Raw genomic sequence first — 21,560 nt, forward strand, 5'->3', positions numbered from 1 at the left:
GTAACCTACGGTTTCGTAACTTACGAAACCGAAACCTACGGCATCGTAGGTTGGTGGTCGGGGTCGCCCCCCGGTTTGGGCGGCGGTCGGAGATCGGGGGGTGGCTGCCTGCCCCCGAAGGCGTATGGCACGATGCCGGTGACGGATGCGGAGGAACTCCGGTGCGGGCCCGACGGCCCTATTCCGGGGCGGGCCCGCCACTGTGACCGGGGAGCTGTCTCCCGCTGATGGCCACTGGCAGCCGGTGTGAGCCGGCCGCTGGGAAGGCCGGGAGCCGGCGCCGGTGCCATCGCCCTGCGGGCGGCCGGTGCCGAGACCCGGGAGCCAGGATATTCCGGCCGTCCCGCAGCCAGGCAGATCCCGCCCGGGCGCGGCCCGACACGGTGGCGTGGAGACCCGCCGACAGTGGAAGGCTTTCCTTCGTGACGCCCTCGTCCGGCTCCGATCCGACGCGTTCTCCCGCCACCTCCTCCGCCGACGGCACCGATGCGACCGTCGGCCTGCTGCTCGAACGCACCCTGGCCGCCATCACCCCCGCCGACCCCGGCACCCTCGCCGCGGCCCTCGACCGCCAGAGCCACCTCACCAAGCCGCCCGGTTCGCTGGGGCTGCTGGAGGACATTTCGGTCCAGCTGGCAGGTCTGGCCGCCTCCTGCCCCCCGCCGCTGCCGGAACCCGCCGCGGTGGCCGTCTTCGCCGCCGACCACGGCGTTCACGCCCAGGGCGTCAGCGTCTGGCCGCAGGAGGTGACGGCCCAGATGGTCGCCAACTTCCTGGTCTCGGGCGCCGCCGTGAACGCCCTGGCGGCACAGGCCGCAGCCGATGTGGTCGTGGTGGACGTGGGGGTCGCCACGCCGGTTACCGTTCCGGACGCCGCCCCGGGCAGGCTGATACGACGCCCGGTCCGCAGCGGGACCGCGGACATGACCAGTGCCCCGGCGATGACCCGGCAGGAGGCCGTCCGCGCCCTGGAGACCGGGATCGCAGTGGCCGCGGAACTCGTCGGCGAGGGCCACCGCTGCCTGCTCACCGGGGACATGGGCATCGCCAACACCACCGCGTCCGCGGCGCTGATCGCCGTGTTCACCGGGGCGGACCCGGACGAGGTCACGGGGCACGGAGCGGGAGTCGACGAGAACACCCGGCAGCACAAGGCGAACGTCGTGCGCGGGGCCCTCGAACTGCACCGGCCGGACCCCGGCGACCCGGTCGGCGCGGTGGCGGCGGTCGGCGGCCTCGAACATGCCGCGATCGCCGGGTTCGTCCTGGGTGCCGCCGCTCACCGGGTCCCGGTGATTCTGGACGGTGTGATCGCCTCGTCGGCGGCTCTGGTCGCGGCCGCGCTGGCGCCGGACGCCCTGGCCGCGTGCGTGGCCGGGCACCGCTCGGTCGAGCCCGGGCACACCGTCGCCCTCCGGCACCTGGGACTGCATCCCCTGGTGGACCTGGGCCTGCGGCTCGGCGAGGGCAGCGGCGCCCTGCTGGCCCTGCCGCTGGTGCAGGCGGCGGTCCGAACCCTGCGGGACATGGCCACCTTCGACTCCGCCGGGGTGGCGGGCAAGGAGGCGTGAAGCCCCGTGCGCCGGGCCCGGCATCGCCCGCCGGGCCCGGCGCGGCAGCCGTCGGCCAGATACGGCCCGTGATGATCTCGGGGTGCGGTACCGGTGGCACGCAGGGCCCGGAAGCCGCCGGTGCGGGCCGGTCGCGGGGTGGGCGAACGGCTCTCGGCAGGGGAGCGGGGTGGGTGGGCGCGCCCAGCCCGCCGCCCGTTTGTGACCGCTTCCGACCAGGTGCGATCGGCCCCTTTCCGGTTGTGGACGGGGGTGGGGTGGGGTTCATCGGTCTGTCGTACGAGGCCTCATACCAGAGTGGGACGCTCTGCGGGGGACTTTGTCAACTGCCCACCGCACCTGACGCGTTGCCGACTACTGTGAGTGTCCGTCGGGCGACGCGGGGCCGAAATCTTCGGCTCCGCCGACCGGCACAGCGATGGCGCATGCCCGAGCCGCGCAGACCGCGCGCGCACATGCCCACCACCGACGGACCAGTTCGAGGACGCCGATGTCTCACCTCCGCGCCCCGGCCGCCCGTGCAGACCGCCGAGAGGGCGGACGGCACGGACGGCCGCCGGCCGCCCGCACCGCACCCGTGCTGCCCGAGGCCCACATACGTCCCCAACTGCTGCGTCTCGCCGTGCTGCCCCCCGTCGCGGTCTCCCTCAGCGCCTGCGCGGCCGTCCTGTTCACCGTCCGCTCCACCGGGGCGCGTCCCGGCCTCACCCTGTGGGGCGTCCTCGCCGGCGCGGTCTCGGTCGCCCTCGCCGGCATCCTGATCGCCGCCGTGGCCGCGAACCGCACCGCCGCCTCCATCGGCGACCGCGTCGGCGCGCTGCGCCGCAGCAGCGCACGTGGCGAGGCCGATCTGCGGGCCCTGGTCGAGGCGCTGCGCCGGGGCGAGGGGCCGCCCCAGCGCAAGCCCCGCAGCGGTCCGCCCGAGGACGCCGACGACTTCGAACTGCTCGCCGCCGACCTGGCCCGCGCCCACGACGGCGCCGTCACCGCCATCGTCCGGGCCGCACAGCTCTCCAGCCAGACGGGCAGCGAGCAGAAGCTCGAGGTCTTCCTCAACCTCGCCCGGCGCCTCCAGTCGCTGGTGCACCGCGAGATCTCGATCCTCGACGAGCTGGAGAACGAGATGGAGGACCCCGACCTGCTCAAGGGCCTCTTCCACGTCGACCACCTCGCCACCCGCATCCGGCGCCACGCCGAGAACCTCGCCGTGCTCGGCGGCGCCGTCTCCCGGCGCCAGTGGAGCAACCCGGTCGACATGACCGAGGTGCTGCGCTCCGCCATCGCCGAGGTCGAGCAGTACTCACGGGTCAAGCTCGTCCCGCCGGTCGACGGCACCCTGCGCGGGCACGCCGTCGCCGACGTCATCCATCTGCTGGCCGAACTCGTCGAGAACGCCACCGTGTTCTCCGCCCCGCACACCCAGGTCCTGCTGCGCGCCAGCCTCGTCACCTCGGGGCTCGCCGTCGAGGTCGAGGACCGCGGCCTCGGCATGCCCGTCGCCGAGCAGAACAGGATGAACGCCCTGCTGGCCGACCCCGACCAGGTCAACGTCGCCAGTCTGCTGGCCGACGGCCGGATCGGCCTGTTCGTGGTCTCCCAGCTCGCCAAGCGGCACGGCATCCATGTCCGCCTCCAGAGCAACATCTACGGCGGGGTGCAGGCCGTACTCGTCGTACCGCAGGCGCTGTTGGGTACGGCGCCGGGTGCCGCGGGGGCGGTGGCCGGGCCGTCGGGGCAGGAGGCGCCGGGACCGGCCGTGCCGCAGGGGCAGGCGCACGGACACGAGCGGGATGTTCCGGGCACCTGCGGGGCCGTGTCCGTACCGTCGGGGCCGTCCGTACCGTCACCGAGACAGCATCCCCAGCCCGGGCAGGAAGCGGAGCAGCGGATCCCGTCCGCACGTCCCGCCGCCGACCCGCGCCCGCAACAGCAGGAGACCGCCGCCTCCGGAGCCCGGCGACCACGCCCGGAGCCGCGGGAAGCCGCTGCGCCGACGACCGACGGGAGCGGCCCGGCTCCGCTGCCCCGGCGCGGTGCCCACGACGAACGGCCCAACCCTGCGGACGCCATGCCCGGCATCCGGCCCGACGAGCGGCGGATCGTCGTGGAGAACTCGTCCGCACCGCCCACCCCCCGCGGCGGTGCCGTCCGCGGCACCATGGGCAAGCCCCAGCTGCCCCGGCGCCGTGCCCAGGAGCACCTCGTGCCCCAGCTGCGCGGCGGCCCGACTCCCCGTCAGGACCAGGAAACCCCGGCCGGTCACGACCCGGGGCTGATGGCCGCCTTCCAGCGCGGCGTCGGCCTCGCCGAGGCCCAGCAGCACCTGGAGCCGGAGCCGACGCCGCCCACGGGGCCCACGACGCCGACCTCGACGATCCTGCCGTCGGCCCTGGAGGCGCTCCGCACCGACGCGACCCACATGACGCGGCTGCGCTCACCCATGGACACGTCCCCGGTGGCCCCGCGCGGGACCGAGGCGCGCGGTGGGCGGGACGGTGGGTCCGCCGCCGCCCTCTCCCGGTTCGAGCACACCACCCGGCAGGACGGGAGCGCACCGGCCGGATGACCACTCCCGCAGCCACCCCCACCCCCAGCGCTCCCGCAGACCTTCGTACCCCAAGGAGTCGATCCACCATGGCGAGCGACGCGCCGACCGGCCAGGTATCCGATCTCGACTGGCTGATGAGCGGCCTCGTGCAGCGCGTACCGCACACCAAGAGCGCGGTGCTCCTGTCCTGCGACGGACTGGTGAAGTCGGTCCACGGCCTCGACCCGGACAGCGCCGACCACATGGCCGCCCTGGCCTCCGGCCTCTACTCCCTCGGCCGCAGCGCCGGCATCCGCTTCGGCGACGGCGGGGACGTCCGTCAGGTCGTCGTCGAACTCGACACGACGCTGCTGTTCGTGACCACCGCCGGCTCCGGCACATGTCTCGCCGTGCTCGCCGGCCGCGAGGCCGATGCTGCGGTGCTCGGCTACGAGATGGCGATGCTGGTCAAGAGCGTCCGCCCCTATCTGGTGACCGCGCCGCGCCAGCAGCCCGTCGAACCGCCGGCGATGAGGCCTTGAGCGCGGCGACGGCCGGCGACGGGCCCTGGCTCGACGACGCGGCCGGACGGCTGGTGCGCCCGTTCACGGTCAGCAACGGCCGCACCCGGCCCAGCATCTCGCTCGACCTGCTGTCGCATGTGATGTCCACCGGCGCCACGCCCCTCGGCTACCCGGGCCCCGAGCACGCGCAGGCGCTCGACCTGTGCCGGGCGCCCGTCTCGGTCGCCGAGGTCGCCGCCCATCTCAGACTGCCGGCCGTGGTCACCAAGGTGCTGCTGTCGGACCTCGTCGACAGCGGCGCGCTGACCACCAAGCCCCCCGAATTCCACCACAACCCCACTGACCGGGCCCTTCTGGAGGCAGTGCTCGATGGACTACGACGACAGCTCTGACCCCTTCCCCACCGCGCTGAAGATCCTGGTGGCGGGAGGATTCGGAGTAGGCAAGACCACCTTCGTGGGCGCGGTCAGCGAGATCGCGCCCCTCAGCACCGAGGAACTGCTCACCACGGTCAGCGCCGCGACCGACAGCCTCGACGGCATCGAGAACAAGGTCGAGACCACGGTGGCCATGGACTTCGGCCGCATCACCCTCGACCCGGAACACGTGCTGTATCTGTTCGGAACGCCCGGACAGGAGCGGTTCTGGTTCATGTGGGACGAACTCTCCGAGGGCGCGCTCGGCGCGGTCATCCTCGCCGACACCCGGCGCCTTGAGGAGTGCTTCGCCGCCGTCGACTTCTTCGAGCAGCGCGGCCTCGGCTTCATCGTCGCGATCAATGAATTCGACGGCTCGTACCGCTACGACACCGAGGAGGTCCGCGCCGCCATCGACCTGGACCCGCTGATCCCCGTGATCCGCTGCGACGCCCGGATATCCAGCTCGGGCGTCCAGACGCTGCTCACGCTCGTCCGGCACCTCATCGCCCACGCCCCGGCCCATGCGCCGAGCCACAGAGCCCACATGTGACCCCCGCACACCCGCCACGGAGCCCGTATATGCCGTACGTCCACAGGGACGGAGCCCGCCCATGAGGTACGACCCGCCGGGCCCGGCCGGCCGTCTGCTGGTCACACCGGAGGACAAGGAGGCCCCGGCCCGGGCTGTGCGCCTGCGCCGACTGGGCCTGGGGGAGCACCCCGAACCCGCCCTGGACGCCTTCGCGGACTGCCTCGCCGAGGCCACCCGCGCACCGTACGCCATGGTCAACTTCATCGACGAGAACGGTCAGTTCTTCGCGGGCCTGCACACCCCGGCCGCCGGTCCCGTCGTGAAGAGCGACGGCACCCGGCCCGAGGTCGGCCGCTCCCTGCCGCGCGACCACGGGTTCTGCCCCCATGTGGTGGTCCGGCGCAAGGCGCTGGTGCTGGAGGACGTCCGCGACTACCCGCGGTTCGCGGGCAACCCGGTCGTCGACGAGTTCGGCATCCGCTCCTACCTCGGCGCTCCCCTCATCGACACCACGGGGATGGTCCTGGGCACCGTGTCCGTCGCCGACATCGAGCCCCGCCGCTGGGGAAGGGCGGGCCTGGAGGCCATCAAGTCGACGGCCGCGGACCTCGTGGCGCGACTGGAACGACGGGAGGACGACGGCTTCCCGCTGTGAGCGTCGTATCCACCCCGGATCCCCGGATACCGCGGGTCCCCCGGGTCCGTCACTGGCCCCGCCAGATGTTGTCGAAAGCGGCGTCCTCGATCTTGCGCCGCTGCCGTACGGCCTCCAGTTCCGTCACCGCCTCGCCGACCGCCGCCAGGACGGTGACGACCGCGTCGTCCGCCTCATCCGGGAAGTCGTCCGCCGGCTCGTCGTGCACCCCGGCGGCGGCAGCCAGCGCGGCGAGGACGGGCTCGGCGGCGGCCCGCCGTTCCGTGGCCTGCCGGCGGGCCGGTGAGTCGGCGAGTGCGGTCCGGCCGGTCCGTACGGGAATCCAGCGGCCCCGGGCGCGGGTGACCAGGCCCTCGCTCTCCAGGGCGGCGAGATGCGCCGAGTACAGGCCGCGGCCGCGGCGCCACAGCCAGTCCTCCACCGACTCGTACGGCCTCTCCCGGACGAGGGAGGACGCGGCGTGGTCCAACAGACGGTCGCCCGTCGCCGGTTGCAGGCCGGGCACGATGCGCTCCCCCTCCAGGACGAGGGCTCCGGCCTCCATGAGGTCGATCAGTTCGGCCCCCGCGAGGGCGAGGGACACATCGCCCGGCTCCACGGGACGGCCGGGGCCCATGTCCAGGGCGACGATCATCAGATCCCGTGCTGTGGTCATGGGGGCTCCGCATCGGTGGGCCGGCTTCGCGGCGTCGGGCAGGGGCGTGCGTCTACCAGTCTCCCGCCCCGACCGGGCCCGCACAGCTGTGAATGCGGCTTCGAGCCGAGGCAGGTGTGACGGCGTGAAGCAAAGCTGTTGCTCCGCTTAAGAAATCCTCGATGGACCCGGGCGCCGCCGTACGGCAGATTGCTACGCGATTCCACCCCTCTCCCCGGAACGGGCTCCCTCGGCATGCCCGGCCCCGGGACCTCACGAACGGGAGCCGTAGCGTTGAAGGCGCTGGTCAAGGAGAAGGCGGAGCCAGGGCTGTGGCTCGCGGACGTCCCGGAACCCGTCGTAGGACCCGGCGACGTACTGATCAAGGTTCTGCGGACCGGCATCTGCGGCACCGATCTGCACATCCGGTCCTGGGACGGCTGGGCCCGGCAGACGATCCGTACCCCGCTCGTGCTCGGCCACGAGTTCGTCGGAGAGGTCGTGGAGACCGGCCGGGACGTCACCGACATCACGGCGGGCGACCGGGTCAGCGGGGAGGGCCATCTGGTGTGCGGCAAGTGCCGCAACTGCCTGGCCGGCCGCCGGCATCTGTGCCGGGCCACGGTCGGCCTCGGCGTCGGCCGGGACGGCGCGTTCGCGCAGTACGTGGCGCTGCCCGCGTCGAATGTGTGGGTGCACCGGGTTCCCGTGGACCTCGACGTCGCGGCGATCTTCGATCCGTTCGGCAACGCCGTGCACACCGCGCTGTCGTTCCCGCTGGTCGGCGAGGACGTGCTGATCACCGGTGCCGGCCCGATCGGCCTGATGGCCGCGGCGGTGGCCCGGCACGCGGGCGCCCGGAACGTCGTGGTCACGGATGTGAGCGAGGAGCGGCTGGAGCTGGCCCGGAAGATCGGTGCGAGCCTGGCGCTGAACGTCTCGAACGCCACGATCGCCGACGGACAGCGGGAGTTGGGGCTGCGCGAGGGTTTCGACATCGGCCTGGAGATGTCCGGCCGCCCCGAGGCGATGCGTGACATGATCGCCAACATGACGCACGGCGGCCGTATCGCCATGCTGGGTCTGCCCGCCGAGGAGTTCCCGGTCGACTGGGCCCGGATCGTCACCTCCATGATCACCATCAAGGGCATCTACGGCCGGGAGATGTTCGAGACCTGGTACGCGATGTCCGTGCTGCTGGAGGGCGGCCTCGACCTCGCGCCCGTGATCACCGGCCGGTACGGCTACCGCGACTTCGAGGCGGCGTTCGCCGACGCGGCGAGCGGCCGCGGCGGCAAGGTCATCCTCGACTGGACTCTTTAAGGACTGATGATGTTCGACTCCGTGCGCGACGACCTCCGCGCCACCCTCGACGAGATCCGCGCCGCCGGCCTGCACAAGCCGGAGCGCGTCATCGGCACCCCGCAGTCCGCGACCGTGAACGTCACCGCGGGCGGCCGCCCCGGCGAGGTGCTCAACTTCTGCGCCAACAACTACCTCGGCCTCGCCGACCACCCCGCGGTCGTCGCGGCCGCCCACGAGGCGCTGGACCGCTGGGGCTACGGCATGGCCTCCGTCCGCTTCATCTGCGGCACGCAGGAGGTGCACAAGGAACTGGAGGCACGGCTGTCCGCGTTCCTCGGCCAGGAGGACACGATCCTCTACTCCTCCTGCTTCGACGCCAACGGCGGAGTCTTCGAGACGCTGCTCGGCGAGGAGGACGCGGTGATCTCCGACGCGCTGAACCACGCGTCGATCATCGACGGCATCCGGCTGTCGAAGGCCCGCCGCTTCCGCTACGCCAACCGCGATCTGGCGGACCTCGAGGCCAAGTTGAAGGAGGCGTCCGACGCGCGCCGCCGTCTGATCGTCACCGACGGTGTCTTCTCCATGGACGGCTATGTGGCCCCCCTGCGCGAGATCTGCGACCTCGCCGACCGTTATGACGCCATGGTCATGGTCGACGACTCGCACGCCGTCGGCTTCGTCGGCCCCGGCGGCCGCGGCACCCCCGAGCTGCACGGCGTCATGGACCGCGTCGACATCATCACGGGCACCCTCGGCAAGGCGCTCGGCGGTGCCTCCGGCGGCTATGTGGCCGCCCGCGCGGAGATCGTCGCCCTGCTGCGCCAGCGCTCGCGCCCCTACCTCTTCTCGAACACCCTCGCCCCCGTGATCGCGGCGGCCTCGCTGAAGGTGCTCGACCTGCTCGAGTCGGCGGACGACCTGCGCGTGCGCCTGGCCGCTAACACGGCCCTGTTCCGCCGCCGGATGACGCAGGAGGGTTTCGACGTCCTGCCCGGCGACCACGCCATCGCGCCGGTGATGATCGGCGACGCGGCGAAGGCGGCCCGCCTGGCGGAACTGCTGCTGGAGCGCGGTGTGTACGTGATCGGCTTCTCCTACCCGGTCGTGCCGCAGGGCCAGGCCCGTATCCGGGTGCAGCTGTCCGCCGCGCACTCCACGGACGACGTCGACCGGGCCGTGGACGCCTTCGTGTCGGCCCGCGCGGAGCTGGAGGCCTGAGCAGCCCCGACATATTGCGATAATCGATCCCATGATCGAAGCGCGGCGGCTCCACATCCTTCGTGCGGTGGCCGACCACCGCACCGTGACGGCGGCTGCCGCCGCGCTCTACCTCACGCCCTCGGCCGTCTCCCAGCAGCTCACCGCCCTGGAGCAGGAGACCGGCCACCGGCTGGTCGAGCGCGGCGCGAAGGGCGTACGGCTGACCCCGGCCGGCGAGATCCTGCTCAGCCACACCAACGCGGTCCTCGCCCAGCTGGAGCGGGCGGAGGCGGAGCTGGCCGCGTACGGCTCCGGCGCGGCCGGCACGGTCACCGTCGCCTCCTTCGCGACCGGCATCGCCCTGGTCGTCGCCCCCGCGCTGGCCGGCCTCGCCGTCTCGGCGCCCGGTATCCGCATCCGCGTCCAGGACGCCGAGGGCGACGCCAGCCTGCCGATGGTCCTGGACCGGCAGGTGGACATAGCCGTCGCCGTCGAGTACCGCGGGGCCCCGCCGGCCGACGACCCGCGGCTGAGCCATGTCCCGCTGTACGCCGAGCCCTTCGACGCGGTGGTCCCGGTGAGCCACCGGCTGGCCGACGCCCCCGAGGTCCCGCTCGGCGACCTGGCGAAGGATCCGTGGATCGGCCCCTACCCCGGCAACCCGTGCCATGACGTGGTCGTCCTGGCCTGCGAGTCCGCCGGCTTCCAGCCGCGCCTTGAGCATTCCTCGGACGACTTCCGCGCGGTCGTGGCCCTGGCGTCCGCCGACGCGGGAGTGGCACTGGTGCCCCGCTCCGCGCTGCGCGGCATGGACCTCGCGGGCGTGGTCGTGCGCCCGGTAGACGGTGTGGCGCCGACCCGCCGGGTGTTCGCGGCCATACGGCGGGGAGCCGAGGAACATCCGCTGATCCGCCCCGTGCTGGAGGCACTGGGAGAGGCGGCGCGGGGTGTGAGCCTTCCGTAATCGGGGCATCTCATATCCGGGATAGCGTCCCGCATATGAGAAACCTGGAAGAGAGCCCGGCTCCGGACCCGGTCGACGCCCGGCTGGGCGCCCGTCTCGCCGAGCTGCGGGCCGCCCACGGCTGGTCCCTCGGGGAACTGGCGGAGCGCAGCGGAGTCAGCCGGTCGACCCTGTCCCGTGCCGAACGCGCGGAGATCAGCCCCACCGCCTCGCTCCTCAACCGCCTCTGCAACGTGTACGGGCGGACCATGTCCCAGCTGCTCAGCGAGGTCGAGGCGGAGCCCGTGCCGCTGGTGCGGGCCGCCGAGCAGCGGGTGTGGGAGGACCGGGCCTCCGGATTCGTACGACGGTCGGTGTCCCCGCCCCACGCCGGGCTGCGCGGCGAACTCGTCGAGGGACGGCTCGCCGCGGGCGCCGACCTCGCCTACGACCGGCCGCCCGTGCCCGGCCTGGAGCAGCACATCTGGGTGCTCGAAGGGGCACTCGACGTGACCGCGCAGGACGTCGGGCACCGTCTGGACACCGGGGACTGTCTGCGGCTGCGCGTATGGGGGCCGACGCGCTTCCGGTGCGCAGGACCCGACGAGGCGCGGTATCTGCTGGCGGTGGTGCTGCCGTGATCGTGACCCGACTGGACGACACCCAACTGCGCACGCACGTGGACGAGTTGGCAGCTCTGCTGGTCGACACCGTCGACAGCGGCGCCTCGGTCGGTTTCCTGGCACCGCTCGACCACGCGGAGGCCGCCGCCTGGTGGACGGGGCGCGCCGACGCGGTGGCCACCGGGCAGCTCGCCGTATGGGCGGCACACGACGGGCCCCGGGTGATCGGCACCGTCAGCCTGGCCTTCACCGGCCAACCCAACGGCGGCCACCGCGCCGAGCTGGTCAAGCTGATGGTGCACCGGGACGTCCGCGGACGGGGCCTCGGCCGCAGACTCCTGGCCACCGCCGAGGGTGCGGCCGTCGCGGCGGAGATCACCCTGCTCCATCTGGACACCGAGACCGACAGCCCCGCCGAGCACCTCTACCGCTCGGCCGGCTGGACCCGGGCCGGAGTGATCCCCGACTACGCGGCGGACCCGGCCGGGACACCGCGGCCGACGACGCTCTACTACAAGCATGTGGGCGGGGGCACTCCCACCGGGTGAGTGTCAGTGGGAGCGGCTACGGTTCCTGTCATGCCGGACGCCGAAGACGTACGCCGTATCGCCCTGTCCCTGCCGGACACGACGGAGAAGATCGCCTGGAGCATGCCCACCTTCCGGGTCGCGGGCAAGATGTTCGCCACGCTGCCCGAGGACGAGACCTCCATCGCCGTGCGCTGCCCCAAGGAGGAGCGCGACGAACTCGTCCTGGCGGAGCCGGAGAAGTTCTGGATCGCCGACCACGAGGCCCAGTTCGCCTGGGTACGGGCCCGTCTCGACGCGATCGAGGACGAGGCCGAACTGCGCGACATCCTCGCCGACTCCTGGCGCCAGGCGGCCCCGCCCCGACTGATGGACACCCACCCCGAGTTGGGCCTGCCGGGCACCGGCTGAGGCGGCCACGCAGAAAGGAGTGCGCGACCACCGACCCGAGTGCGGTATTGTTTCCCTGCACGTTCGGCCCGGGGAAACCCCAGGTCAGACAGGCACCGGGACGTGGCGCAGCTTGGTAGCGCACTTGACTGGGGGTCAAGGGGTCGCAGGTTCAAATCCTGTCGTCCCGACGGTGCGAAGGGTCTTCGCAGGCGAGAGCCTGCGGGGGCCCTTCTTTTGCGTGGACCCACCACATCGGTTCTGGGAACTTCCTGGGAAACGGGCCGGCGCACCCGTGGCGTGCGCGCCGCGACCTGTGCCGCCTCCCGCCGGCTCCCAGACCACGTTCCGCTGATTCCCCTCCCTTGATTCCCCTCCCTCGGATCGCCGACCAGGGCGCCCCGCCAAGTCCGCCGGAGCCGGCGGTACTTCGGGGGTGAGCGGCGGGCGTGTCAGGCCGCCGGCCGCACCAGGCCGGACTCGTAGGCGAAGGCGACCGCCTGGACGCGGGCGCGGGCGCCGATCTTCGTGAGGATGTGGCTGACGTGGGACTTGACGGTGGTCGGGGCGATCGACAGCCGTTCGGCGATCTCGGCGTTGGACCAGCCCGACGCGACGGCGACGAGGACATCACGCTCGCGTCCGGTGAGAGTGTCCAGGCCGAAGTCGCGTTCGAGAGGGCGCACGGTGTGCTGTCGGCGGACGGCGTCTATGAGCGAGCGGGTCAGAGCAGGGGTGATGACGGCGTCTCCGGCGGCCACGACGCGGAGGGCCGCGGTCAGTTCGTCCGGGGCGGCGTCGGTCAGCAGGAACCCACCGGCTCCGGCACGCAGGGCGGCGTGGGCGTAACCCTCCTCGCCGGCCGAGGTCAGCACCAGTACGCGCGGAAGGGACCCTGCCGCCCGGCCGGGTCCGGGAGTCGGGGAGAGGTGGGGGGCGGGCCGGGCGATGCGGCGGATGGCCTCGATGTCGTCCGCGCCGGAAGGGCCTGCCATCAGGACGACGCAGGGGTGGAGCGTGGCGCTCATCCGGACCGCCTCCGCCCCGCTCGCCGCCTCACCGGTGACGGTCAGACCGGGCTCCGCGGCCAGGAGCATGCGCAGGCCGTGCCGTTGCAGGGACTGGTCGTTGACGATGAGTACGGAGACCATGCCTGTCCTCTCCACTGCTCAGTCCGATGCTCCAGTTATAAACGAAACAGTTTCGTTCACTTGGCCATCGTAGTCCCGCCGCCATCGAAACGGCATCGTTCTCGTCGTGGTCCGGGTCACATCGCATGTGCAGGTTCCGCGAGGTCGGCCTCCTGGTCCAGGGTGTGTGGTGGTCGGACCAGGGTCGCCTGTGGTGGGTTCACTTGGCCGACACGGGCGTTTTGCGGCGGTATGTGCTTGATGTTGCTCTACGTGGTGTTTAGCGTCGCCGGGAGAGGAACCGCCACGGGGTGCGAGTCCCGTGCCACCGTCCCGGAAGCGAGGTGTGGAGCGCGTGCACGCGAGGTGCGGCTGCCGGCCCCTTTCGGGGAAGAAGGCGCGTCCCAGGGGGATGCGGCGGCTGCGGGCGTTCGCCGTACTGCCGCTGCTGGCATCGATGCTCGCCGCGTGCGGCGGCGACGAGGGCGGCGGCCGGCCCACCCTCAACTGGTACAACTTCCCCGACGACTCCGGCGCGCTCCAGAAGGCGGCCGACCGGTGCAGCCAGGCATCGGGCGGCCGCTACCGGATCGCCTACAACAAACTCCCGCGTGCCGCCGACGGCCAGCGCCAGCAGCTCGTCCGCAGGCTCGCCGCCGAGGACGACTCGCTCGACATCCTCGGCCTGGACGTCACCTGGGCGGCGGAGTTCGCCGAGGCCCGCTGGATCCGTGAGTGGACGGGGGTGGCGAGGCAGCGGGCCGTCGAGGGCACCCTGCGGGTACCGCTGGAGACCTCGACCTGGAAGCGCAGGCTGTACGCTGTCCCGTACAACACCAATACCCAACTCCTGTGGTACCGCCAGGACTTGGTGCCCACTCCGCCCAAGACCTGGGCCGAGATGCTGGCCATGTCGGCGACCCTTGCCCAGCAGGACAAACCGCACTACGTGGAGATCCAGGGCGCCCAGTACGAGGGCCTGACCGTCTGGTTCAACACGCTGATCAACAGTGCGGGCGGGTCGATCCTCAACCGGACCGCCACCGCGCCCTCCCTCGGCCCGCCCGCGGTACGGGCCGCCGGGATCATGCGCGAGCTGGCGCACTCGCCCGCCGCAGACCCCTCCCTGTCCAACCAGATGGAGGACCAGAACCGGCTCGCCATGGAGTCCGGTACGGCGGCGTTCGAGCTCAACTACCCGTTCGTCTATCCGTCGATGAAGGCGAACAACCCCGAGCTGTTCAAGAGCTTCCGCTGGGCGCCCTACCCGCGGGTCGACGCGAACCGCCCGTCGCGGCCCACCATCGGCGGCATCGACCTGGCCGTGAGCGCCTACTCGCGCCACCCCGGTCTGGCCTTCGAGGCGGCCCTGTGCCTGCGCAACCGGGAGAACCAGCTCACCGCCGCGATCGAGGGCGGCCTGCCGCCGACCCTGCGTGCCCTGTACGACGAGCCGGAGCTCATCAAGCAGTACCCGTTCGCCAAGGAGGTGCTGGCCGCCCTGGAGTCGGCGAGCGTCCGCCCGCTCACTCCGGCCTACCAGAACATCTCGATCGCGATCTCCCACACGCTGTCCCCGCCGTCCGGGATCCAGCCGGTGAGCGCGGTCAACACCATCAGGGACCAGATCGACGATGCCCTGCGATCCGAGGGTGTGATCCCATGAGCACGCAAGCCGAACCGGCCGGAGCGCCGCCGCCCGCCGAGGCGGAGCGGACGGGGCGGCACCGTGCGCCGCTCTCGGCCGGTGCCCGCCAGGAGCGGCGGCTCGGCTGGCTGCTGTGCGCTCCGGCCGTCATCGTCATGCTCGCCGTGACCGCCTACCCCATCGGATACGCCGTCTACCTCTCCCTCCAGCGCTACGACCTGCGCTTCCCGGCACAGGCCGAGTTCGTGGGCCTGAGCAACTACGGGGCGGTGCTGACCTCCGAGTTCTGGTGGGACGCCTTCTGGGTCACGCTGTTCATCACCGTGGTGTCCGTGGCCATCGAACTCGTCCTCGGCATGGGGCTCGCCCTGGTGATGCACCGCACGATCTTCTGGCGCGGCACCGTCCGCACCTCGGTCCTCGTTCCGTACGGCATCGTCACCGTCGTCGCCGCCTTCTCCTGGCAGTACGCCTGGACCCCGGATCTCGGCTACCTCGCCGAGCTCCTGCCCAGCGGGGACGCCCCGCTGACCGAGATGTGGTCCGCCCTGTGGCTGATCATCCTCGCCGAGGTGTGGAAGACGACCCCGTTCATGGCCCTGCTGCTGCTCGCCGGCCTCGCCCTGGTCCCCGAGGAGACCCTGAAGGCGGCCATGGTGGACGGCGCCACCCCCTGGCAGCGCTTCACCAAGGTCATGGTGCCGCTGATGAAACCGGCCATCCTGGTCGCTCTGCTCTTCCGTACCCTGGACGCGTTCCGGATCTTCGACAACATCTACGTCCTGACCGGCGGCGCCCAGAACACCGGCTCCGTGTCGATCCTCGGGTACGACAACCTGTTCACCGCGCTGAACCTGGGCATCGGGTCGGCGATCTCGGTCCTGATCTTCATCTGTGTCGGGATCATCGCCTTCACCTTCGTCAAACTGTTCGGCGCGGCCGCACCCGGCGCGGAGGTGAAGTGATGGCCGCCGTGGGCAAGACGCATGCCACCCGCTGGGGTGTCCTGAACGTGGTGGTGGTGCTGTACGCCCTGTTCCCGGTGTGGTGGATCGCCGCGCTGTCGTTCAAGGACCCCAGCACCCTCACCGACGGCGACTACATCCCGAGGGAATGGACCTGGGAGAACTACCGGGGCATCTTCGACACCTCCGAGTTCACCCGCGCGCTCGTCAACTCGATCGGTATCGCCCTGATCTCCACGGTGATCGCGGTGGCGCTCGGCACGATGGCCGCCTACGCGGTGGCCCGGCTGCGGTTCCCGGGCAAGAAGGTACTCATCGGCATGTCGCTGCTGATCGCGATGTTCCCGCCGATCTCCCTCGTGTCACCGCTGTTCAACATCGAGCGGATCATCGGGATCTTCGACACCTGGATCGGGCTCATCATCCCGTACATGACCTTCTCGCTCCCCCTTGCGATCTACACCCTGTCGGCGTTCTTCCGGGAGATCCCCTGGGACCTGGAGAAGGCCGCCAAGGTGGACGGGGCCACACCCGCGCAGGCGTTCCGGATGGTCATCGTCCCGCTGGCCGCGCCGGGCGTGTTCACCACGGCCATTCTCGTGTTCATCTTCTGCTGGAACGACTTCCTGTTCGCGATCTCGCTGACCTCCACGGAGGCCGCACGCACCGTGCCGGCCGCGATCGCGTTCTTCACCGGCAGCTCGCAGTTCCAGCAGCCCACCGGGTCGATCGCCGCCGCCGCCGTGGTGATCACCATCCCGATCATCCTGTTCGTTCTGTTCTTCCAGCGACGGATCGTCGCCGGACTGACCTCCGGGGCGGTCAAGGGATGACCCGGACGGCATGAAAAGGCAAGGAGGCACCACCCATGGCCGAGATCATCCTCGAGGGAGTCACCAAGCGTTTTCCCGACGGGGCCCTCGCCGTGCAGAACGTGGACCTCGACATCGCCGACGGCGAGTTCGTGATCCTGGTCGGTCCGTCCGGATGCGGCAAGTCCACCACTTTGAACATGATCGCCGGGCTCGAGGACATCACCGAGGGCACCCTGCGCATCGGTGACCGGGTCGTCAACGAGCTGTCGCCGAAGGACCGCGACGTGGCCATGGTGTTCCAGAGCTATGCGCTGTACCCGCACATGAGCGTCCGCGAGAACATGGGCTTTCCGCTGCGCCTGGCCAAGGTGGACAAGGCCACCGTCAACGCCAAGGTCGAGGAGGCCGCCCGGGTCCTCGACCTGACCGCGCATCTGGACCGCAAGCCCGCCAACCTCTCGGGCGGCCAGCGCCAGCGCGTGGCCATGGGGCGGGCGATCGTACGGGACCCCAAGGCGTTCTTGATGGACGAGCCGCTGTCCAACCTGGACGCCAAGCTCCGGGTGCAGATGCGCACGCAGATCTCCCGGATCCAGCGGCGCCTCGGTACCACCACTGTCTACGTGACCCACGACCAGACCGAGGCGATGACCCTCGGCGACCGGGTCGTGGTCATGCGGCAGGGCCTGGTCCAGCAGATCGGCACGCCCGCGGACCTCTACGACCACCCGCGCAACCTCTTTGTCGCGGGCTTCATCGGCTCCCCGGCGATGAACTTCCTGAACGCCACCCTGGAGAACGGTGTCCTGCGCTCGCCTCTGGGTGACCTGCCCCTGGACGACCGTACGCGGCAGGCTTTGGAGCGGCAGAACGCGCCCCGCGAGCTCATCCTCGGGCTGCGGCCCGAGGCGTTCGAGGATGCGGCCCTCGCGCGCGGCCGGGAGCGGGGCCGACCCGTCTTCACCGCCACCGTGGAAGTACTGGAGTCGCTGGGCTCCGATGTGTACGTCTACTTCAGCGCGGAGGGCGGGCCCGTGACGACCGCCGAACTCGAGGAGCTGGCCACGGACTCGGGTCTGCGCGACACCGGCGCCGAGGCCGGCCAGCAGATCGTGGCCCGCCTGGACGCCGCCACGCGCGCCCGCGAGGGCGAACCCGTGGAGTTGCAGGTCGACATGGGCAAGGCCCATGTGTTCGACCCTGCGACCGGAGCCAATCTCACGCACCCGGCGAGCGTCGGCTGACCTGGGCTACTCCTGCACGTTGAATCCGTGCTTCTCGGCCAGTCGGCGTAGGCTCGTCGCGCCCGGTATGCCGTCCGCGTCGGCGCCCGTGAGCCCGAGGCTGCGCTGCCAGCCGGCGTAGGCGTCGACCGTGGCGGTGCCGTAGTGGCCGTCGGCCAGGGATGCCGCGAGCAGGCCCTCCTCGACCAGCGCGGCCTCCACGACCGCCACACCCCGGTACGACACCGGGGTGCCCTGCTTCGACGGGTCGGTCCTGGCCGCCGTGACGAGCCGTGACAGATCGACGAGGGGCCGGCCGGGAGCGGGGTGCTCACCGGACTCCCCGCCGGGGCGCGGGGCGCCGTCCCGCACCCAGCGGTACAGCGGCTTGCCCGGGCAGGCCGTGGCGAAGCCGTCCCTGTGGCCCTTGATCTCGTGCCCGGCACCGCCCTTCTTGCGCAGCCACTCGATGGCGTCCCGCAGCCCGTCGAGCATGGCGTCGGTGGGCTCGGTCAGTCCCGAGTCGCCGAGCAGGGCGCAGACCGCGTAGTGCGCCTTGTTCAGGCTCTGGTCCCCGTTGGCGCCGGTCTTGCGGTGGGCGCCGCGGCCCTCGAAGACGAAACCGTGGGGGCAGACGACGGCGTTGTAGGCGATGTCGGAGTAGTTCTCCTCCGTATTGGCGAGATGGTCGGCCTGGATCTTCCGCACATGGTTGTCGCACTGGCCGTGGTTCTCGGGCCGCGCGAGCGACGCGGGTACGGCGGTGCCCATGTAGTGGACCTTGACGCCCTTGGCCGAGTCGATGTGGACGAGCTGGAAGCGGGGTGGTTTCGCATTCCACTCGGCCCGCGTCACAAATTTCATGAGAACCCCCGATCAGAAATTCATGGCTGAAACCGACAATGCCGCCGCCACCCGGCGGAAGGGGGGCTTCCGGCGCATGACGGTATCCGGCTGCGTCCTCTGCGGTAGTGCCCGGTCGGCGATGAGCGCAGAACGGCATCAGCCCGTGCCTTTACACTGGGTAACAGGAATATTCAGGGCTTACCGGTAGCGTCATGGCCCGTTCGCACATTCTTCTTCCCGCGCTCGCTCCGGCACTCGTGGTGCTGTTCGCGTCCCCCGCCTGGGGGCAGGGCGACGAGGTCCCGCACGGCCGGGGATTCGGTGCGCGGCTGCTTCAGGCGCTGATCGACGGGATCCAGTTCGGGGTGATCATCGCCATCACCGCCGTCGGGCTGTCGCTGGTCTTCGGCACCGTCCACCTGATCAACTTCGCGCACGGCGAGTTCGTCACCATCGGCGCCACCTTCGCCTTCTTCCTCAACGCCTCCCCGGCGGGTCCGGGCTGGCATCTCGTGCCGGCCGCGATCGCGGCGGTTCTCTTCGGAGCGCTGCTGGGCGGGGCCGTGGACCGTGTCATCTGGCGCCCGCTGCACGCACGGGGCACCGGGCTGATCAATCTGTTCATCGTCACGATCGGGCTGTCCCTGCTGCTGCGGCACATCGTGCTCGTGCTGTACGGGACACGGCCCGCCTCCTTCGTCCAGTACGACATCCAGGAGGCGATCGACCTGGGGCCGGTCGGCATCACCCCGCGGGACCTCACGGTCACCCTGCTCTCCGTCCTCGTCCTGTTCGGCGTCGCCGCCCTGCTCCAGCGGACCCGGATCGGTACGGCCGTCCGCGCCGTCTCCGTCAACCGCGATCTGGCGGAGGCCTCGGGCATCGACGTCCAGCGGGTCGTGCTGTTCGTGTGGATGTTCGGCGGCGCCCTGGCCGCCCTCGGCGGGATCTTCTTCGGGCTGGAGGAGATCATCACCTGGGACATGGGGTTCAAGCTGCTGCTGCTCATGTTCGCCGGGATCATCCTGGGCGGTCTGGGCTCCGCCTACGGCGCGATGGTGGGCAGCCTGGTCATCGGGATCGTCGCCCAGGTGTCCTCCCTGTGGTTCCCGGTCGACCTCCAGTACGCCTGGGCGCTGCTGGTCCTCATCGTCGTCCTGCTCGTCCGGCCGCAGGGCATCCTCGGCCGCCCCGAACGCGTGGGATGAGGGGGTGGGCGCATGGACTGGTCGGTCGTCTTCTCCGACGCGCTGCGGTCCGGCATCGGTCCCATCGCCGCCGTCTACGCGCTCGCCGCGATGGGGCTGAACCTGCACTTCGGCTACACCGGCCTGCTCAACTTCGGCCAGGTCGGCTTCATGCTGGTGGGCGGCTACGGGCTGGCGGTCACGGTGGCGACGTACGACGGTTCCATGTGGCTCGGGGTCCTGGCCGGACTCGCCTGCGCCGTCGTGCTGGCGCTCCTGCTGGGTGTTCCCACGCTGCGGCTGCGGGCCGACTACCTCGCGATCACCACGATCGCCGCGGGGGAGACGCTCAGGCTGTTCTACCGCTCCACCTGGGCGGAGGACGTCACCGGCGGGGTGTTCGGCCTCCAGAGGTTCGCGAGCGACTTCTACGACCTCAGTCCCATACCGCGGGGCTCCTACGGGGTGTGGCTGGTGGAGTTCAACTCCCGGGACCTGTGGGTGATGATCGTCGGATGGGCGCTGGTGGTCCTCACGGGCGCACTGCTCGCCCTGCTGGTGCACAGTCCCTGGGGCCGGGTCATCCGCTCCATCCGTGACGACGAGCACGCCCCCCGCAGCCTCGGCAAGAACGTCTACGCGTACAAGATGCAGAGCCTCGTGCTGGGCGGAGTGATCGGGGCGGTCGCGGGCATGCTCCAGGCCATCCAGGTGCAGTCGGTCAGCCCCGACAGCTTCGATCCGGCCGTCACCTTCTTCCTGTACACGCTGCTCGTGCTGGGAGGCGCCGGGCGGATACTGGGACCGGTGATCGGCTCGATCCTGTTCTGGTTCGTGCTCACCTTCCTCGACAGCGCGCTGCGGCAGGCCATCGACGCCGGGTACATCTCGCCCGACGTCATCAGCACGTCCGAGATCGGGGCCGTGCGCTTCGCGCTGGTCGGTCTCGCCCTGATCCTGCTGATCGTGTTCCGGCCGCAGGGCATCCTCGGAAGCCGGAAGGAGATGCTGCTCAGTGAGCGATGACCACGCACGGACGCCAGGTGCCGCGGCCCGGCCGCGGCTCGCCGGGACGCTGCCCGAGCCGGGAGTGCCCAAGCCGGACGCGTTGCTCGTCCTGGACGGGGTGAGCCGCAGCTTCGGCGGACTCACCGCCGTGCGGGTGGACCACCTGGAGGTGCAGCGCGGCGCCATCACCGCGCTCATCGGCCCCAACGGAGCCGGCAAGACCACGCTCTTCAACATCGTGAGCGGATTCGACCGGGCCGACGGCGGCCGCTGGTGGTTCGACGGACATCCCCTCACCGGCCGTCCCGCGCACCGGGTGGCGCGCCACGGCCTGGTCCGTACGTTCCAGCTGACCAGGGTCATTCCCCGGCTGTCCGTACGGGAGAACATGCTGCTCGCGACCTCCGGGCAACGCGGAGAGCAACTGCTGCCCGCACTGCTGCGGCCGCTGTGGCACGGGCAGGAGCGGGAGGCCGGACGCAGGGCGGACGAACTGCTGGAGCGGTTCAGGCTCGGGCAGCTCCGCGACGACTACGCCGGCACCCTGTCAGGAGGGCAGCGCAAGCTTCTCGAACTGGCCCGAGCGCTGATGGCCCGGCCCGTCATGGTGCTGCTCGACGAACCGATGGCCGGCGTCAATCCGGCACTCACGCAGACCCTGCTCGGACACATCACCCGGCTGCGGGACGAGGGAATGACGGTCTGTTTTGTCGAACACGACATGGACGTGGTGATGGGCATCAGCGACTGGGTGGCCGTCATGGCCGACGGCCGGCTGGTGGCGGAGGGCCCGCCGCACACCTGTGCCCGCAACCCTTCCGTGGTGGATGCCTACCTGGGCAAACGGCACGACGAACCCGGAACCCCCCAAGGTCAGGAGTGACG

At 71.1% G+C, this 21,560-nt stretch carries 22 protein-coding genes and 1 tRNA gene; 20 read left to right on the forward strand and 3 right to left on the reverse strand.

Annotated elements, in window-relative coordinates; all coding sequences use genetic code 11:
- Window positions 1–422 precede the first annotated feature (422 nt).
- From cobT to F7R91_RS32260, 6 genes are all read left to right on the forward strand, one after another.
- Entirely contained in the window at window positions 423–1,571 is a 1,149-nt protein-coding gene (cobT, locus tag F7R91_RS32230; RefSeq protein WP_331000666.1) for a nicotinate-nucleotide--dimethylbenzimidazole phosphoribosyltransferase, read from the forward strand.
- A gap of 490 nt (window positions 1,572–2,061) precedes the next feature.
- Window positions 2,062–4,137: a sensor histidine kinase gene (locus F7R91_RS32240; RefSeq protein WP_150955044.1), complete on the forward strand. Its 2,076-nt coding sequence runs from the start codon at window positions 2,062–2,064 to the stop codon at window positions 4,135–4,137.
- 68 nt (window positions 4,138–4,205) lie between these two features.
- Window positions 4,206–4,640 carry a roadblock/LC7 domain-containing protein gene (locus F7R91_RS32245; RefSeq protein WP_150955046.1) on the forward strand — a complete coding sequence of 145 codons (435 nt, stop codon included), beginning with the start codon at window positions 4,206–4,208 and terminating at the stop codon, window positions 4,638–4,640.
- A complete protein-coding gene (locus F7R91_RS32250; RefSeq protein ID WP_150955049.1) occupies window positions 4,637–5,014 on the forward strand; it encodes a DUF742 domain-containing protein in 378 nt (125 codons plus the stop codon). The genes F7R91_RS32245 and F7R91_RS32250 overlap by 4 nt, the downstream gene beginning before the upstream one ends.
- Window positions 4,992–5,591: a GTP-binding protein gene (locus tag F7R91_RS32255; RefSeq protein ID WP_150955052.1), complete on the forward strand. Its 600-nt coding sequence runs from the start codon at window positions 4,992–4,994 to the stop codon at window positions 5,589–5,591. Before F7R91_RS32250 ends, F7R91_RS32255 begins: the two co-directional genes overlap by 23 nt.
- A 61-nt stretch (window positions 5,592–5,652) precedes the next feature.
- Window positions 5,653–6,228, forward strand: coding sequence for a GAF domain-containing protein (locus tag F7R91_RS32260; protein ID WP_150955055.1), 576 nt, complete (start codon window positions 5,653–5,655; stop codon window positions 6,226–6,228).
- Between the two features lie 49 nt (window positions 6,229–6,277).
- Here the strand turns inward: F7R91_RS32260 and F7R91_RS32265 are convergent, their stop codons facing one another.
- A complete protein-coding gene (locus F7R91_RS32265) occupies window positions 6,278–6,883 on the reverse strand; it encodes a GOLPH3/VPS74 family protein (protein WP_150955058.1) in 606 nt (201 codons plus the stop codon).
- A gap of 273 nt (window positions 6,884–7,156) precedes the next feature.
- Between F7R91_RS32265 and tdh the strand changes: the two genes are divergently transcribed.
- The 7 genes from tdh to F7R91_RS32300 all read left to right on the forward strand — a co-directional run bounded on the left by tdh (window position 7,157) and on the right by F7R91_RS32300 (window position 12,044).
- The gene (gene tdh, locus F7R91_RS32270; RefSeq protein WP_150955060.1) at window positions 7,157–8,185 is read left to right on the forward strand and encodes an L-threonine 3-dehydrogenase; all 1,029 of its coding nucleotides are present in this window, start codon (window positions 7,157–7,159) and stop codon (window positions 8,183–8,185) included.
- Between the two features lie 9 nt (window positions 8,186–8,194).
- On the forward strand, window positions 8,195–9,388 hold the full coding sequence (locus F7R91_RS32275; protein ID WP_150955172.1) for a glycine C-acetyltransferase: 1,194 nt from the start codon (window positions 8,195–8,197) through the stop codon (window positions 9,386–9,388).
- Window positions 9,389–9,419: 31 nt separating this feature from the next.
- Window positions 9,420–10,334 (forward strand): LysR family transcriptional regulator, encoded by a 915-nt coding sequence (locus F7R91_RS32280; protein WP_150955063.1) that lies wholly within the window; start codon window positions 9,420–9,422, stop codon window positions 10,332–10,334.
- A gap of 35 nt (window positions 10,335–10,369) precedes the next feature.
- Entirely contained in the window at window positions 10,370–10,954 is a 585-nt protein-coding gene (locus F7R91_RS32285) for a helix-turn-helix domain-containing protein (RefSeq protein WP_150955066.1), read from the forward strand.
- Window positions 10,951–11,484, forward strand: coding sequence for a GNAT family N-acetyltransferase (locus F7R91_RS32290; RefSeq protein WP_150955068.1), 534 nt, complete (start codon window positions 10,951–10,953; stop codon window positions 11,482–11,484). Before F7R91_RS32285 ends, F7R91_RS32290 begins: the two co-directional genes overlap by 4 nt.
- 30 nt (window positions 11,485–11,514) lie before the next feature.
- Entirely contained in the window at window positions 11,515–11,874 is a 360-nt protein-coding gene (locus F7R91_RS32295) for an MmcQ/YjbR family DNA-binding protein (RefSeq protein ID WP_191971715.1), read from the forward strand.
- A 96-nt stretch (window positions 11,875–11,970) separates the two neighbouring features.
- A tRNA-Pro gene (locus F7R91_RS32300) sits at window positions 11,971–12,044 on the forward strand.
- 261 nt (window positions 12,045–12,305) lie between these two features.
- On the opposite strand, the gene F7R91_RS32305 is transcribed toward F7R91_RS32300, so the two are convergent.
- Window positions 12,306–13,004: a LuxR C-terminal-related transcriptional regulator gene (locus F7R91_RS32305; protein WP_150955073.1), complete on the reverse strand. Its 699-nt coding sequence runs from the start codon at window positions 13,002–13,004 to the stop codon at window positions 12,306–12,308.
- Between the two features lie 391 nt (window positions 13,005–13,395).
- On the opposite strand from F7R91_RS32305, the gene F7R91_RS32310 reads away from it, so the two are divergent.
- Genes F7R91_RS32310 through F7R91_RS32325 form a run of 4 tightly spaced genes read left to right on the forward strand, consistent with a single transcriptional unit; the run spans window position 13,396 to window position 17,655 of the window.
- The gene (locus tag F7R91_RS32310; protein ID WP_191971716.1) at window positions 13,396–14,649 is read left to right on the forward strand and encodes an ABC transporter substrate-binding protein; all 1,254 of its coding nucleotides are present in this window, start codon (window positions 13,396–13,398) and stop codon (window positions 14,647–14,649) included.
- The gene (locus tag F7R91_RS32315; protein WP_150955076.1) at window positions 14,646–15,596 is read left to right on the forward strand and encodes a carbohydrate ABC transporter permease; all 951 of its coding nucleotides are present in this window, start codon (window positions 14,646–14,648) and stop codon (window positions 15,594–15,596) included. Before F7R91_RS32310 ends, F7R91_RS32315 begins: the two co-directional genes overlap by 4 nt.
- Window positions 15,596–16,429: a carbohydrate ABC transporter permease gene (locus F7R91_RS32320; RefSeq protein ID WP_150955079.1), complete on the forward strand. Its 834-nt coding sequence runs from the start codon at window positions 15,596–15,598 to the stop codon at window positions 16,427–16,429. The genes F7R91_RS32315 and F7R91_RS32320 overlap by 1 nt, the downstream gene beginning before the upstream one ends.
- 35 nt (window positions 16,430–16,464) lie before the next feature.
- Window positions 16,465–17,655, forward strand: coding sequence for an ABC transporter ATP-binding protein (locus F7R91_RS32325; protein WP_150955082.1), 1,191 nt, complete (start codon window positions 16,465–16,467; stop codon window positions 17,653–17,655).
- Between the two features lie 6 nt (window positions 17,656–17,661).
- Here the strand turns inward: F7R91_RS32325 and F7R91_RS32330 are convergent, their stop codons facing one another.
- Entirely contained in the window at window positions 17,662–18,498 is an 837-nt protein-coding gene (locus F7R91_RS32330) for an N-acetylmuramoyl-L-alanine amidase (protein ID WP_150955085.1), read from the reverse strand.
- 194 nt (window positions 18,499–18,692) lie between these two features.
- Between F7R91_RS32330 and F7R91_RS32335 the strand changes: the two genes are divergently transcribed.
- The 3 genes from F7R91_RS32335 to F7R91_RS32345 are packed head-to-tail and all read left to right on the forward strand — an operon-like array spanning window position 18,693 to window position 21,558.
- Window positions 18,693–19,688, forward strand: coding sequence for a branched-chain amino acid ABC transporter permease (locus F7R91_RS32335; protein WP_150955088.1), 996 nt, complete (start codon window positions 18,693–18,695; stop codon window positions 19,686–19,688).
- A gap of 12 nt (window positions 19,689–19,700) precedes the next feature.
- Complete coding sequence (locus F7R91_RS32340) at window positions 19,701–20,693, forward strand: branched-chain amino acid ABC transporter permease (RefSeq protein WP_150955091.1); 993 nt, start codon at window positions 19,701–19,703, stop codon at window positions 20,691–20,693.
- Window positions 20,683–21,558: an ABC transporter ATP-binding protein gene (locus F7R91_RS32345; protein WP_150955094.1), complete on the forward strand. Its 876-nt coding sequence runs from the start codon at window positions 20,683–20,685 to the stop codon at window positions 21,556–21,558. The genes F7R91_RS32340 and F7R91_RS32345 overlap by 11 nt, the downstream gene beginning before the upstream one ends.
- Window positions 21,559–21,560 lie beyond the last annotated feature (2 nt).

The sequence above is a fragment of the Streptomyces luteolifulvus genome (genome assembly GCF_008806595.1).
In the GTDB taxonomy this organism is placed as follows: Bacteria; Actinomycetota; Actinomycetes; order Streptomycetales; family Streptomycetaceae; genus Streptomyces; species Streptomyces luteolifulvus.

Coding starts and splice junctions, on each gene's coding strand:
- F7R91_RS32320 (WP_150955079.1), top strand. CDS start 15,596: ATGGCCGCCGTGGGCAAGACGCATGCCACCCGCTGGGGTGTCCTGAAC.
- F7R91_RS32265 (WP_150955058.1), bottom strand. CDS start 6,883: ATGACCACAGCACGGGATCTGATGATCGTCGCCCTGGACATGGGCCCC.
- F7R91_RS32275 (WP_150955172.1), top strand. CDS start 8,195: ATGTTCGACTCCGTGCGCGACGACCTCCGCGCCACCCTCGACGAGATC.
- F7R91_RS32305 (WP_150955073.1), bottom strand. CDS start 13,004: ATGGTCTCCGTACTCATCGTCAACGACCAGTCCCTGCAACGGCACGGC.
- F7R91_RS32280 (WP_150955063.1), top strand. CDS start 9,420: ATGATCGAAGCGCGGCGGCTCCACATCCTTCGTGCGGTGGCCGACCAC.
- F7R91_RS32330 (WP_150955085.1), bottom strand. CDS start 18,498: ATGAAATTTGTGACGCGGGCCGAGTGGAATGCGAAACCACCCCGCTTC.
- F7R91_RS32315 (WP_150955076.1), top strand. CDS start 14,646: ATGAGCACGCAAGCCGAACCGGCCGGAGCGCCGCCGCCCGCCGAGGCG.
- F7R91_RS32255 (WP_150955052.1), top strand. CDS start 4,992: ATGGACTACGACGACAGCTCTGACCCCTTCCCCACCGCGCTGAAGATC.
- F7R91_RS32285 (WP_150955066.1), top strand. CDS start 10,370: ATGAGAAACCTGGAAGAGAGCCCGGCTCCGGACCCGGTCGACGCCCGG.
- F7R91_RS32240 (WP_150955044.1), top strand. CDS start 2,062: ATGTCTCACCTCCGCGCCCCGGCCGCCCGTGCAGACCGCCGAGAGGGC.
- F7R91_RS32295 (WP_191971715.1), top strand. CDS start 11,515: ATGCCGGACGCCGAAGACGTACGCCGTATCGCCCTGTCCCTGCCGGAC.
- F7R91_RS32245 (WP_150955046.1), top strand. CDS start 4,206: ATGGCGAGCGACGCGCCGACCGGCCAGGTATCCGATCTCGACTGGCTG.
- F7R91_RS32310 (WP_191971716.1), top strand. CDS start 13,396: ATGCGGCGGCTGCGGGCGTTCGCCGTACTGCCGCTGCTGGCATCGATG.
- F7R91_RS32340 (WP_150955091.1), top strand. CDS start 19,701: ATGGACTGGTCGGTCGTCTTCTCCGACGCGCTGCGGTCCGGCATCGGT.
- F7R91_RS32335 (WP_150955088.1), top strand. CDS start 18,693: ATGGCCCGTTCGCACATTCTTCTTCCCGCGCTCGCTCCGGCACTCGTG.
- F7R91_RS32260 (WP_150955055.1), top strand. CDS start 5,653: ATGAGGTACGACCCGCCGGGCCCGGCCGGCCGTCTGCTGGTCACACCG.
- F7R91_RS32325 (WP_150955082.1), top strand. CDS start 16,465: ATGGCCGAGATCATCCTCGAGGGAGTCACCAAGCGTTTTCCCGACGGG.